The organism is Streptomyces sp. NBC_00239 (assembly GCF_036194065.1).
Lineage (GTDB): Bacteria > Actinomycetota > Actinomycetes > Streptomycetales > Streptomycetaceae > Streptomyces.
The window spans coordinates 3,078,891-3,091,334 of sequence record NZ_CP108095.1 but is presented as its reverse complement, the minus strand read 5'-3'; the positions used below and the strand labels follow the sequence as shown (position 1 = coordinate 3,091,334).

The 12,444-nt window shown below is 73.3% G+C and carries 12 protein-coding genes; 8 read left to right on the top strand and 4 right to left on the bottom strand.

Going from position 1 to position 12,444, the window contains the following annotated elements:
- The first annotated feature begins 437 nt into the window (after nt 1-437).
- On the top strand, nt 438-1,238 hold the full coding sequence (locus tag OG764_RS13370) for a ferritin-like fold-containing protein (protein ID WP_328968646.1): 801 nt from the start codon (nt 438-440) through the stop codon (nt 1,236-1,238).
- 92 nt (nt 1,239-1,330) lie between these two features.
- Here the strand turns inward: OG764_RS13370 and OG764_RS13365 are convergent, their stop codons facing one another.
- The 4 genes from OG764_RS13365 to OG764_RS13350 form a co-directional block, all read right to left on the bottom strand.
- Nucleotides 1,331-1,624 (bottom strand): hypothetical protein, encoded by a 294-nt coding sequence (locus OG764_RS13365; protein WP_328968645.1) that lies wholly within the window; start codon nt 1,622-1,624, stop codon nt 1,331-1,333.
- Nucleotides 1,625-1,848: 224 nt separating this feature from the next.
- Nucleotides 1,849-2,073, bottom strand: a complete 225-nt coding sequence (locus tag OG764_RS13360; protein WP_328968644.1) for a DUF3107 domain-containing protein — start codon at nt 2,071-2,073, stop codon at nt 1,849-1,851.
- A 170-nt stretch (nt 2,074-2,243) separates the two neighbouring features.
- The gene (locus tag OG764_RS13355) at nt 2,244-2,891 is read right to left on the bottom strand and encodes a TetR/AcrR family transcriptional regulator (RefSeq protein WP_328968643.1); all 648 of its coding nucleotides are present in this window, start codon (nt 2,889-2,891) and stop codon (nt 2,244-2,246) included.
- Nucleotides 2,892-3,060: 169 nt separating this feature from the next.
- Nucleotides 3,061-3,276, bottom strand: a complete 216-nt coding sequence (locus OG764_RS13350; protein ID WP_328968642.1) for a hypothetical protein — start codon at nt 3,274-3,276, stop codon at nt 3,061-3,063.
- Between the two features lie 118 nt (nt 3,277-3,394).
- Between OG764_RS13350 and OG764_RS13345 the strand changes: the two genes are divergently transcribed.
- The 7 genes from OG764_RS13345 (at nt 3,395) to OG764_RS13315 (ending at nt 12,415) form a co-directional block, all read left to right on the top strand.
- The gene (locus OG764_RS13345; protein WP_328968641.1) at nt 3,395-4,357 is read left to right on the top strand and encodes an alpha/beta fold hydrolase; all 963 of its coding nucleotides are present in this window, start codon (nt 3,395-3,397) and stop codon (nt 4,355-4,357) included.
- 8 nt (nt 4,358-4,365) lie between these two features.
- The gene (locus OG764_RS13340) at nt 4,366-6,171 is read left to right on the top strand and encodes a DUF3152 domain-containing protein (RefSeq protein ID WP_328968640.1); all 1,806 of its coding nucleotides are present in this window, start codon (nt 4,366-4,368) and stop codon (nt 6,169-6,171) included.
- Between the two features lie 56 nt (nt 6,172-6,227).
- Nucleotides 6,228-6,323 carry an Ms4533A family Cys-rich leader peptide gene (locus OG764_RS13335; protein ID WP_328968639.1) on the top strand — a complete coding sequence of 32 codons (96 nt, stop codon included), beginning with the start codon at nt 6,228-6,230 and terminating at the stop codon, nt 6,321-6,323.
- A gap of 206 nt (nt 6,324-6,529) precedes the next feature.
- The gene (locus OG764_RS13330; protein ID WP_328968638.1) at nt 6,530-8,266 is read left to right on the top strand and encodes an ABC transporter substrate-binding protein; all 1,737 of its coding nucleotides are present in this window, start codon (nt 6,530-6,532) and stop codon (nt 8,264-8,266) included.
- On the top strand, nt 8,263-9,255 hold the full coding sequence (locus OG764_RS13325) for an ABC transporter permease (RefSeq protein ID WP_443055919.1): 993 nt from the start codon (nt 8,263-8,265) through the stop codon (nt 9,253-9,255). Before OG764_RS13330 ends, OG764_RS13325 begins: the two co-directional genes overlap by 4 nt.
- The gene (locus OG764_RS13320; protein ID WP_328968637.1) at nt 9,252-10,241 is read left to right on the top strand and encodes an ABC transporter permease; all 990 of its coding nucleotides are present in this window, start codon (nt 9,252-9,254) and stop codon (nt 10,239-10,241) included. Before OG764_RS13325 ends, OG764_RS13320 begins: the two co-directional genes overlap by 4 nt.
- Nucleotides 10,238-12,415, top strand: coding sequence for an ABC transporter ATP-binding protein (locus tag OG764_RS13315; RefSeq protein ID WP_328968636.1), 2,178 nt, complete (start codon nt 10,238-10,240; stop codon nt 12,413-12,415). Before OG764_RS13320 ends, OG764_RS13315 begins: the two co-directional genes overlap by 4 nt.
- Nucleotides 12,416-12,444: the final 29 nt, after the last annotated feature.

Sequence of the window (12,444 nt, the reverse complement as noted above, 5' to 3'; positions counted from 1 at the left end):
GGGAAGGGGGACACGATGCCGACGGCCTCAAGGGCCTCGGCCGTCTCGGGATAGATCCCGAGGTCTCGGAACGTAGTCAGGGTGCTGCCTCTTCTGTGAGACGCGGCGTGAGGCGGCGAAGGGGGTCTTACCGTGCCTGGCTTTCACACAGCTGCGCGGGACCACGGCCTTCGCTCAAGCGCTTCTACCGCTGAGGGGGCCCCTCATGGGCGGTGGTACGCATGAACGCACACACCATGTTGAGGGCGGTCGGGTTGGAGCCGATCGGGCCACCGACCGGGCATCCTCATTCGGATGGCCCGCCGAGTATCCGGCAGGCGCATTACCACTGTACCCCGGATTCGCGCAGGTGTGTCGGGTGAATTCACCGGAGAGTCAGGTTTGGGGTGACTGACCAGGCAGTTCCCGTGCGCGCCGGGGCGGCTATTCTTCCCGGCATGTCGAGTGCCGAGAACTCCCACGCCGCCGAGAACGCCGAGACCGCCGAAAGCGCCGAGAAGGCCGCGAACCCCGAGAGCGCAGCCGCCGCCCCGGTGGGCATCGCCGCCCAGGACTGGGCGACGGCCTCCGCCACCCCGCAGTACCGCGCGGCCGTGGTGGACCTGCTCGGCGCGCTGGCCTATGGCGAGCTGGCGGCCTTCGAGCGGCTCGCCGAGGACGCGAAGCTCGCGCCGACGCTGGCGGACAAGGCGGAGCTGGCGGCGATGGCCTCTGCGGAGTTCCACCACTTCGAGCGGCTGCGGGACCGGCTCTCCGCCATCGACGCGGAGCCCACCGCGGCCATGGAGCCCTTCGCGAAGGGCGTCGACGACTTCCACCGCCAGACCGCGCCCTCGGACTGGCTGGAAGGCCTGGTCAAGGCGTACGTAGGCGACTCGATCGCCAGTGACTTCTACCGCGAGGTGGCCACCCACCTGGACACGGACAGCCGCGCGCTGGTCCTCGGGGTGCTCGACGACACCGGCCACGGCAACTTCGCCGTCGAGAAGGTGCGGGCCGCGATCGAGGCCGACCCGCGGGTCGGCGGCCGACTGGCGCTCTGGGCGCGCCGCCTGATGGGCGAGGCGCTCTCGCAGGCGCAGCGCGTGGTCGCCGAGCGCGACGCGCTGTCGACCATGCTGGTCGGCGGCGTCGACGGAATGGCCGCGGGCTTCGACCTGGCGGCGGTCGGCGAGATGTTCACCCGCATCACCAAGGCGCACACCAAGCGGATGGCCGCCCTGGGCCTCGCCGCCTGAGTCTCTTCATCCTCCGGGCGGCAGCCGCCCGGCACGCGCATCACCGGCTCCGGCGGAATCCCCGCCGGAGCCGGTCGTGCGTCCGGGGGCGGTCAGCCGCCCGAGGGGACGGAAAAGGGCCGCCGGCGGGCGGCGGGCGGGCCCGCGGGCCGCAGTAGCAGCGAGAGCACCACGGCGGCCACCAGCACCCCGCCCACCAGCGCGGCCGCCACGGTCGTGTGGCCCGGGCCGAGCGAGTAGTGCGTCAGGTAGCCGCCGAACGCGCCGCCCAGGGTGCCCGCGGTGCGGACCGTGACGGCGGAGGGCAGCCGGTCGGGCAGCCTTCTCAGCGCCAGCCACGACAGCGCGAGGCCGAGCAACGCCGAGCCGAGTGCTTCCACGAGCATGGGTTCCCTCCCGCACGTCAGGGCAAATCGGGTCGTAGGCGGTCCTACCCGGGGCGGTGGAGGGGCAATCCTCTTCCGGTACGACTTGCTCCGGTAGGGAAACGGAACGCGAATCGGAAACACGGCGCGGAAACGGGAACACACGTCGGAAAGGCGCCCCGGAAAACACGGAACGGCCCGGTGGTCACTGCCACCGGGCCGTTCCGTTGTGATTCGGGCGACTACTAGGCGCCGAAGCCCACCTTGCGCGTGGACGGCTCGCCGATGTCCACGTACGAGAGCCGGTCGGCCGGAACCAGGACCTTGCGGCCCTTGATGTCCGTCAGCGAGAGCAGCTGCGTCTTGCCGGACAGCGCGTCGGTGATGACACGCTCCAGCTCCTCGGCGCCGAGCTCGCTCTCCAGCACGATCTCCCGGGGTGCGTGCTGCACGCCGATCTTGACCTCCACGGCTATGTCCCTCCGACGGTGTCCAGGTCGCGCGGTGTACCGCGCCGTACCCGGACCACATTAGCCCGGAGAGGGGACACGCACGGCGCCGCCGCCGCACGCTGCGAGCGAACACGTGCGCACCGCGTGACGGCGTGCGGGCGGGGCCGGTCGTCGTCCCCGCAGCCGCGTCAGTGCTGCGGACCGTCCACGCCGTGCAGGGGGAAGCCCGCGATGCCGCGCCAGGCCAGCGAGGTCAGCAGCCCGACCGCCTTGTCGCGGGCCACCGGGCTCTCGCTGGAGAGCCAGTACCGGGCGACGACCTGCGAGACCCCGCCGAGGCCCACGGCCAGCAGCATCGACTCGTCCTTCGACAGGCCGGTGTCCTCGGCGATGACGTCGGAGATCGCCTCGGCGCACTGGAGGGAGACCCGGTCCACGCGCTCGCGCACCGCCGGCTCGTTCGTCAGGTCCGACTCGAAGACCAGCCGGAAGGCGCCGCCCTCGTCCTCCACGTACGCGAAGTACGCGTCCATGGTCGCGGCCACGCGCAGCTTGTTCTCGGTCGTCGAGGCCAGCGCCCCGCGCACCGCCAGCAGCAGCGCCTCGCAGTGCTGGTCCAGGAGCGCCAGGTACAGGTCGAGCTTGCCGGGGAAGTGCTGGTAGAGGACGGGCTTGCTGACGCCCGCCCGCTCGGCGATGTCGTCCATCGCCGCCGCGTGGTAACCCTGGGCGACGAACACCTCCTGGGCGGCCCCCAGGAGCTGGTTGCGTCGGGCTCGGCGCGGCAGGCGGGTGCCCCGCGGGCGCGCCGCCTCGGTCTGCTCGATGGCTGTCACGCCGCCTCCCACTTTCTTCAAGAACACAGTGCGCTCTGCGCCGCGCCCGCCATCGTACTTTTCGGTAACCGAATCTGGTGGGTCGAGACCGACTTTTCTCGGCCTGCGGACACGGATCCCTGGCTGGTCAGCGGCACCGGAGCGGGGTACTCGGCGGTAGCCGAACGGGTCACCGGTAGTCGTCGTCGTCCAGCGGCACCACCCGCGCCTGCTCGGCCGCGTCAGCCTCCGCGGCGTCCCCGCCCCCGCGGACGGCGGGCGGGTCGTCGTCGTCGCGCGGGTTCAGTTCGATGCGCTGTTCCACGGCGTCCGCTTCAGGGGCCTCGACGTCGGGCGCTTCTTGGAGCTGCTGGAAGGTGTCCGGCTCCGTCGGGTCGACAGTCATGTGGCTCCCCTCTTTTCCTTCTCAGTTACGAGCCTAGGAGAGCGGCGGGTGCGCCGCTAGGCAGACCTGTGACCGCGAACACACGAGTCCCCGCGTGATCGTCTCGTAACATTGCCGCATGTCTTCGACCGAGCTGCCGGACGTCCGGGCGACCGCCACGGCGAGTTCCCAGGTGGGCGCCGTCCGTGTGGCCGAAGGAGAGCAGCTGCGCCGGGTGTCGCTGCCCGGCCTGACCCTGACGGTCCGCTCCCGGCCGCCGGCCGTCACCGGACTGCCGCCCGCCCTGTACGTGCACGGGCTCGGCGGGTCCTCGCAGAACTGGTCGGCGCTGATGGCGCAGCTGGAGGGCGAGGTCGACGGCGAGGCGCTGGACCTGCCCGGGTTCGGGGACTCCCCGCCGCCCGACGACGGCAACTACTCGGTCACGGGACTCGCCCGCGCGGTCATCCGGCACCTCGACGCGAGCGAGCGCGGCCCGGTCCACCTGTTCGGCAACTCGCTCGGCGGCGCCGTCACCACCCGCGTCGCGGCGGTCCGCCCCGACCTGGTGCGCACCCTGACGCTCGTCTCGCCCGCCCTGCCCGAGCTGCGCGTCCAGGCGTCGGCGGTGCCCACCGCGCTCCTCGCGCTGCCCGGCATGGCCCGCCTGGTCGGCCGGCTCAGCCGGGACTGGACCGCGGAACAGCGCACCCGCGACGTCACCGCCCTCTGTTACGGAGACCCCTCGCGGATCACCCCCGAGGGGTTCCGGCACGCCGTGGAGGAGATGGAGCGGCGGCTACAGCTGCCGTACTTCTGGGACGCCCTGGCCAAGTCCTCGCGGGGCATCGTCGACGCGTACACGCTGCCCGGCCAGCACGGGCTGTGGCGGCAGGCCGAGCGGGTGCTCGCGCCGACCCTCCTCGTCTACGGCGGCCGCGACCGGCTGGTCTCGTACCGGATGGCACGCAGGGCGGCCGCCGCCTTCCGCGGCTCGCGGCTGCTGACGCTGCCCGAGGCCGGGCACGTGGCGATGATGGAGTACCCGGAGACCGTCGCGGCGGCCTTCCGCGACCTGCTCCGCGATGCGGGCAGGAGCTGAGGACGACCGTGGGACGACATAGTCGCAAGGGCTCGGCCCCCGAGCCGGCCCCCGCCCCGGCGCCCGGCGCGCCGGGCGGACCCGACGCGTTCGACGGCTACGAGCCGTACGACGCCCGCTACGACGGCCACGAAGGCCGCGAGGCGCAGGGCGCGTACCGGACGCGGACGGGACACGAGGAAGCGGCCGGCTTCCCGGAACCCGTCGGCACGCCCGGCCAGCAGGGCTTCGCCGGCCAGCAGGGCTTCGCCGGGCACGCCGGCCGGCCGGGCCGGGGCGGCTTCGCGGACCACCGCACCGACTTCCCGGAACACGCGGCCTTCCCGGACCGCCCCGGCTTCCCGGAACACGCGGCCTTCCCGGACCGCCCCGGCTTCCCGGAACACGCGGCCTTCCCGGATCCCACCGGCTTCCCGGGCCACGGCGGCCACCCGGATCACACCGGCCACCCGGAACGCGACGGCTTCCAAGACCACCACACCGGCTTCCCCGAGCACTCCGACTTCTCCGCGTACGCGCAGTACCCCGAGTTCACCGAGACCGGGGCGCACCAGGCCTTCCCCGCCTTCACGGCGCTGTCGGGACCGGCCGGCGCCTCGGTCTTCGCGCCGTCCGAGCCCACCGTGACGCACCGCGGCTACGGATCCCCGGCCCCCGGCGTGCGCGGCGGCCACCCCCAGAACCTGGAGCCCGGCGGCGCCTGGGGCGACGGCCCCACCACCCGCTACGGTGACTGGCGGGGCGTGCCGCGCAGCACCGACACGCCCGCCTTCGGCATCCCGCAGCTCCGCACGACCGTCCCGGCTCCCGCCCCGGCCGCCGCCCCCGGGCCGGGCCCCGATCCGTTGGTCCCCGGTCCGCGCCACGAGGACACCGACACGTCCGGCACCGCATCCGGGACCGCATCCGGCGCCGCGGGCGGCCCGTCCGCGATGTCGACCACCGGCTCGCACCGCCGGGTGGCCGCCCCGGCCGTCCCCGGGCAGCGGCCCGGCCGCCGCCCGCGCGTGCGCCTGTACACCGGCATCGCCGCCGCGGTCGTCACCACCGTCCTCGCCGTGTTCGTCGCCGGTCACGTGGCGGGCCGGGACGACGGGTCCGGCCCGCGGGCGTCCGCGGGCGCCAAGATCCGCACCGATGAGCCGCCGGCCTCCCGTTCCGAGGAGCGGCCGGCCGCCCCCGCGCGGCAGCCCGTCGCGGCGCCCCCGGCGAAGACGTACGACCAGAAGATGGCCGCGCAGTACCCGATCGACGCCAAGCTCAAGGGCCCGGGCACCTTCCAGACCGTGCCCGGCGGGGCGAAGGCGCCCGGCAAGGGGCGGCTCGTCCGCTACCGGGTGGACGTCGAGAACGGGCTCGGGCTCGACGGCGCCCTGTTCGCGGAGGCCGTGCAGCGCACCCTCAACGACAAGCGCAGCTGGGCGCACGACGGCGACATGACCTTCGAGCGGGTGCCGTCGGGCGAGACCGAGTTCGTCATCACCCTCGCGAGCCCCGGCACCACCGGCGTCTGGTGCGCGAAATCGGACCTGGACGTCACCGTCGAGAACGTCTCGTGCGACTCCGCCCTCACCGAACGCGTCATGATCAACGCCTTCCGCTGGGCGAAGGGCTCGGACACCTTCGGGCCGGACCGGATGTTCGCCTACCGGCAGATGCTGATCAACCACGAGGTCGGCCACCGGCTCGGGCACGGCCACTCCGACTGCCAGACGCCCGGCGCGCTCGCCCCGATCATGCAGCAGCAGACGAAGTCCCTGAACATCGACGGGATCTCCTGCAAGCCCAACCCCTGGGTATATCCCGGTAGTTGACGGTCCGTCCGCATATTGCGTTGACAAGCGTGCCGCCATCGGCAATTGTTCTCGGCATGTCGCACCTCCACGCCGTCACCGCGAGCGCCGCCATCGAGCTGGCGCTCCTCGGCGTGACCGCGCACAGCGTGGCCGACATCTTCTGTAGCTGACACCTGCCCTGAGCGCGCGTCGGCCTTTCCCCTTCACCGCGCCCGGGCATTCCTCTGCCCGCGGGTGCGGTTCCTTCCTTCTCCGGCGCTGCTCGCACAGTCCCCTGCCCGGCCCTCGCGGCCCGCACGGCTGATGTGAGCCATGCCGGACGCAACCTCCCGCGCGGCTTCCGACCCACCCCGACCCGCCGAGAGGTTCTTTTCCGATGCGTCCTCAGTCCCCCACATCGCGCCGCGTGACCGCGACCGCCGTCAGCCTCGTACTGGCCGGGGGCCTCGCCGCCTGCGGTCCCGACAGCGGGCAGGACGGTGCCGGCGCGGACGCGGGCAAGGCCGGCGCCGCCGGTGCGCCGCAGAAGGGCGGCACGCTGACCGTCCTCAACAACGAGCCGCAGAGCGACTTCGACCCCGCCCGCCTCTACACCTCCGGCGGCGGAAACGTTCCTTCGCTGGTCTTCCGCACGCTGACCACCCGCAACCGGGAGAACGGCGCCGCCGGCACCAAGGTCGTCCCCGACCTGGCCACCGACACCGGCCGCCCGAACGCCGACGCCACCGAGTGGACGTACACGCTCAAGGACGGGCTGAAGTACGAGGACGGCACCCCGATCACCACCGCCGACATCAAGTACGGCATCGAGCGCTCCTTCGCCGCCGAGCTCTCCGGCGGCGCCCCCTACCTGCGCGACTGGCTGGTCGGCGGCGACAAGTACGAGGGCCCTTACAAGGACAAGAAGGGCCTCGCGTCCATCGTCACCCCGGACGCGAAGACGATCGTCTTCAAGCTGCGCAAGCCCGAGGGCGAATTCCCCTTCGTCGCCACCCAGACCCAGTTCGCGCCCGTGCCCAAGGCCAAGGACACCGGCGTGAAGTACGAGGAGCGCCCCGTCTCCTCCGGCCCGTACAAGGTCGTCTCCAACGAGAACGACGGCGAGCGCCTGGTCCTGGAGCGCAACCCGCACTGGGACGCGAAGACCGACGAGGAGCGCAAGGCCTACCCCGACAAGGTCGACGTCCGCTCCGGGCTGGACGCCGCCGTCATCAACCAGCGCCTGTCGACCAGTTCGGGCGCCGACGCGGCCGCCGTCACCACCGACACCAACCTGGGGCCGGCCGAACTCGCCCAGATCGGCGGCAACAAGGAGCTCGCCGGCCGCGTCGGCACCGGCCACTTCGGCTACGTCAACTACCTCGCCTTCAACCCGAAGGTGAAGCCCTTCGACAACCCGAAGGTGCGCCAGGCGATCTCGTACGCGGTCAACCGCACCAGCGTCGTCAACGCGGCCGGCGGCTCCGCGCTCGCCGAGCCCGCCACCACCTTCCTGCCCGAGCAGGCCGCCTTCGGCTTCACCGCCTACGACCACTTCCCGGCGGGCAAGACCGGCGACGCCGCCAAGGCCAAGGCGCTCCTCAAGGAAGCCGGCCACCCCGACGGCCTGACGATCACGCTCACCCACTCCACCGCGCAGAACCGGCAGACCAGCCCCGAGGTCGCCACCGCGATCCAGCAGGCGCTGGCCGCCGCCGGCATCACGGTCAAGCTGGAGGGCCTGGAGAACAACGCGTTCAACGAAGCCCGCTGGAACGTGAAGGACACCCCCGGCTTCTTCCTCTCCCGCTGGGGCGCCGACTGGCCCTCCGGCGCCCCCTTCCTGGCGCCGATCTTCGACGGCCGGCAGATCGTGACCAACGGCTCCAACTACAACCACGCGCAGCTCAACGACCCCGCGGTCAACAAGGAGATCGACGAGATCGCCAAGCTGACCGACCTGGCGGCCGCCGCCAAGCGCTGGGGCGCCCTGGACCGCAAGATCGGCGAACAGGCCCTCGACGTCCCGCTGTTCCACCCCGTCTACAAGCGGCTGGTCGGCAAGAACGTCAAGAACGTCGTCATCAGCGACTGGACCGGCGTCCTCGACATCTCGCAGGTCTCCGTCAAGTGACCACCGCACCCCTCGTGACGGTGCCCGCGCCGGGGGCGGCCGCCCCCGGCGCGGGCACCGCCCGGCAGGTCCGGGAGCGGCTGCGACGTCGGCCCTCCGCGCTCGCGGCGGGCGGCGTCCTGGCGCTCCTCGTCCTCCTCGCCGTCGCCGCACCCCTGCTCGCCCACCTCACCGGGCAGGACCCGAACGCCTACCACGACGACCTCGTGGACTCGGCCCGCGGCGGCGTGCCCGTCGGCTCCTTCGGCGGCGCCTCCGCCGACCACTGGCTCGGCGTCGAACCCGGCACCGGCCGCGACCTGCTCACCCGGCTCCTGTACGGGGCGCGGATCTCGCTGCTGGTGGCCCTCGGCGCGACCGCCGTCCAGGTCGCCGTCGGCGTGGCCGCGGGCCTCGCGGCCGCACTCGGCAACCGCTTCGCCGACGCGCTGATCAGCCGCATCACCGACGTCATGCTCGCCCTGCCGATGCTGATCCTGGCCATCGCGCTCACCGCGGTCGTCCCCCCGGACTTCCCGCGCCCGCTGCTGCTGATCCTCGTCATCGGCCTGCTCGGCTGGGGCGGCACCTCCCGCGTGGTGCGCGCCCAGACCCTCACCCTGCGCGGCCTCGACTTCGTCGCCGCGGCCCGGCTGTCCGGCAACAGCACCCTGCGCATCGCACGCCGCGAACTGCTGCCGTCCCTCGCCGCGCCCGTCATCACCTACGCGGCGATCCTGCTGCCGTCCAACATCGTCGTCGAGGCCTCCCTGTCCTTCCTGGGAGTCGGCGTGAAGCCGCCCACCCCCTCCTGGGGCCAGATGCTCTCCACCGCGCAGACCTGGTTCCTCGCCGACCCCATGTACGTCCTGCTGCCCGCCGGGCTGCTCTTCGCGACCGTGCTCGCCTTCACCGTCCTGGGCGACGCCGTGCGCACCGCGCTCGACCCGCGCGAGAGCAGCCGGCTGCGGGTGGGCCGTACGGGCCGCGGAAAGGAGAAGAAGCGGTGACCCGCTTCGTCCTCAAGAAGCTCGGCGGGGCGGTCCTCGTCCTGCTCGTGCTGTCCGCCGCCGTCTACGCCCTGTTCTACCTGGCACCCGGCGACCCCGCCCGGCTCGCCTGCGGGGAACGCTGCAGCCCGCAGCAGGTCGCCCAGGTCCGTGACCAACTCGGCCTGAACGAATCGGTGTTCGCCCAGTACGGGCACTTCCTCCAGGGCCTGGTCGCCGGCCGCGACTACTCCGCGGGCACCGGCACCCTGCACTGCGACGCGCCCTGCCTCGGCTTCTCGTACCAGAACGACCGGCAGGTCACCGAGCTGATCCTGGAACGGCTGCCCGCCACCTTCTCGCTCGCGCTCGGCGCCCTCGTCCTGTGGCTCGTCATCGGTGTCGGCACCGGTCTGCTGTCCGCGCTGCGCCGCGGCGGGATCACCGAGCGCGCCCTGACCGTCCTCACCCTCGCCGGCACCGGCACCCCCGTGTTCATCCTCGGGCTGCTGCTGCTCATGCTGGTGTGCGCCTACCTCCAGTGGCTGCCCTTCCCGACGTACGTGCCCTTCACCGAGGACCCCGAGCAGTGGGCGTGGAACCTGCTGCTGCCCTGGATCACCCTCGGCTTCTTCGAGAGCGCCAAGTACGCCCGGCTGACACGCAGTTCCACCCTGGAGACGCTCGCCGAGGACCACATCCGCACCTTCCGCGCCTACGGGGTGGGGGAGCGGGCGATCGTCACCCGGCACGCCCTGCGCGGCGCCGTGGCCCCGGTCGTCGCCCTCAGCGCCATCGACCTCGGCACGATGATGGGCGGCGCCGTCCTCACCGAGTCCCTGTTCGGCATCCCGGGCCTGGGCAAGACGCTCATCGACGGCGTACGCGTCATCGACCTGCCCGTCGTCGTCGGCGTCGTCCTCGTCATCGGCGCCGCCGTGGTGATCGCGGGCGCCCTCGCCGACCTCCTCTACGCCGTCGCGGACCGAAGGGTGACCCTCGCATGAACACCGGTACGAACACGAGGCCCGCCGCGGGGGCGGGCTCTGCCGCGGGGGCGGGATCCGTCGCGGGTGTGGGGACCGCCAAGGGGGCGGGCTCCGCCAAGGGGGCGGGCTCCGTCACGGGTGCCGGGGTCGGACCCGCTGCGGGTCCCGGCGCCGGGACCGGCGCGGGGGGTCTCCTCGTCGAGGTCGACGGGCTGACCGTGGACTTCCCGGTCGGCGGTACCGGCGGCCACCTGCGGGCGGTCGACTCCCTGTCCCTGACCCTGGCCCCCGGCGGCGCCCTCGGCATCGTCGGCGAGTCCGGCAGCGGCAAGTCCACCGTGGCCGCCGCCCTCCTCGGACTGCACCGCGGTACGGGCACCCGGCTCGGCGGCACCGTCCGGGTCGGCGGCCTCGACGTGGCCACGGCCGGCCCGGCCGAGCTGCGCGCCCTGCGCGGCGGGACCGCCGCCATGGTCTTCCAGGACCCGCTCAGCTCCCTCGACCCGTATTACTCCGTCGGCGACCAGATCGCCGAGGTCCACCGGGTGCACGCGGACGTCTCGCGGCGGGCGGCGCGGGCCCGCGCCGTCGAGGTGCTCGACCGGGTCGGCATCCCCGACGCGGCACGCCGGGCGCGGTCCCGGCCGCACGAGTTCAGCGGCGGGATGCGCCAGCGGGCGCTCATCGCCATGGCCCTGGCCTGCGAACCCCGGCTGCTGATCGCCGACGAGCCGACCACCGCGCTGGACGTCACCGTGCAGGCGCAGATCCTCGACCTGCTGCACGGGCTGCGCGAGGAGCGCGGGCTCGGGCTGCTGCTCGTCACCCACGACGTGGGGGTGGCCGCGGGGAGCGTGGACGAGGTGCTGGTGATGCGGGGCGGCAGGGCCGTGGAGCGGGGGCCGGTGGCGGGTGTGCTGGCCGCACCGGCCGATCCGTACACAGCGGCGCTGCTTGCCGCGGTGCCGCGGTTGGATGCGGCGCGGGTGCCGTTCCAGCCCGACGGGCTGGATGGAACCCGGCCCCGCTTGGCGGACGACTCCCCGCCTCCCCTGCGGGGCGACTCCCCGCCTCCCCTGCGGGGCGAACCTCTGCCTGGCCGGCAAGGTGAAGCCGGGCCCTCCCCGCGGGGCAACACCCAGCCTCGCCGGCGTTTGAGGCGCGGGGTCTGGGGCGGAGCCCCAGGACTGCAACCCGGCTCCGCCGGGCACCGGGCTCTGCCCGGACCCGCGCCTCAAACGCCGGCGAGGCTGGATATGGCCCGGGCTGGGCTGGATGTGGCCCCGGCAGAGCTGGATGTGGCCCGGGCTGGGCTGGATGTGGCCCCGGCAGAGCTGGATGTGGCCCGGGCTGGGCTGGATGTGGCCCCGGAGGTGGCGTCGGCGGCGGCGGTGGTGGTCGAGGCTGTTGGGGTGGGGCGGCGGTTTGGGCGGGGGGTGGGGGCGGTCGATGCCGTCGGGGGAGTGAGTCTGGCCGTGCGGGCCGGGGAGACGCTGGGCATCGTGGGGGAGTCGGGCAGCGGCAAGAGCACCCTCGGCCGCATGCTCGTCGGCCTCCTCGACCCCTCCACCGGCCTGATCCGCCACGCCGGCCGCGAAGTCCGCGGCGTCGCACCCGGCGCCCAGATGGTGTTCCAGGACCCGGTCTCCTCCCTCAACCCGCGCCGCAGCATCGGCGAGTCCATCGCCGACCCGCTGCGCGCGGCCGGGGAGCGCGACGAGGCCGCCGTACGCGCCCGCGTCGGCGACCTGCTGACCCGGGTCGGGCTCGACGCGGCCCACTACGACCGCTACCCGCACGAGTTCAGCGGCGGCCAGCGCCAACGCGTCGGCATCGCCCGCGCGCTCGCCCCCCGGCCCCGCCTCGTCGTCTGCGACGAACCGGTCTCCGCCCTGGACGTCACCACTCAGGCCCAGGTCACCGCGCTGCTCGCGGAACTCCAGCGGGAACTCGGGCTCGCCCTCGTCTTCATCGCGCACGACCTCGCCGTGGTGCGGCAGGTCAGCGACCGGGTCGCGGTCATGCGCGGCGGCCTGGTCGTCGAAGAGGGCCCGGTGGACGAGGTGTACGGGAACCCGCAGCACGCCTACACCCGGCAGCTGCTGGCCGCCGTCCCCTCGCTCGACCCGGCGGTGGCCGCCGAACGGCGTTCCGCGCGCCGGGCGGCCCGTACCGCACCCGTCGCCGTGTAGCGCGCCAAAACGCCCGGGGCATCGGAAAG

Coding starts and splice junctions, on each gene's coding strand:
- OG764_RS13365 (WP_328968645.1), bottom strand. CDS start 1,624: ATGCTCGTGGAAGCACTCGGCTCGGCGTTGCTCGGCCTCGCGCTGTCG.
- OG764_RS13315 (WP_328968636.1), top strand. CDS start 10,238: ATGAACACCGGTACGAACACGAGGCCCGCCGCGGGGGCGGGCTCTGCC.
- OG764_RS13370 (WP_328968646.1), top strand. CDS start 438: ATGTCGAGTGCCGAGAACTCCCACGCCGCCGAGAACGCCGAGACCGCC.
- OG764_RS13350 (WP_328968642.1), bottom strand. CDS start 3,276: ATGACTGTCGACCCGACGGAGCCGGACACCTTCCAGCAGCTCCAAGAA.
- OG764_RS13335 (WP_328968639.1), top strand. CDS start 6,228: ATGTCGCACCTCCACGCCGTCACCGCGAGCGCCGCCATCGAGCTGGCG.
- OG764_RS13345 (WP_328968641.1), top strand. CDS start 3,395: ATGTCTTCGACCGAGCTGCCGGACGTCCGGGCGACCGCCACGGCGAGT.
- OG764_RS13330 (WP_328968638.1), top strand. CDS start 6,530: ATGCGTCCTCAGTCCCCCACATCGCGCCGCGTGACCGCGACCGCCGTC.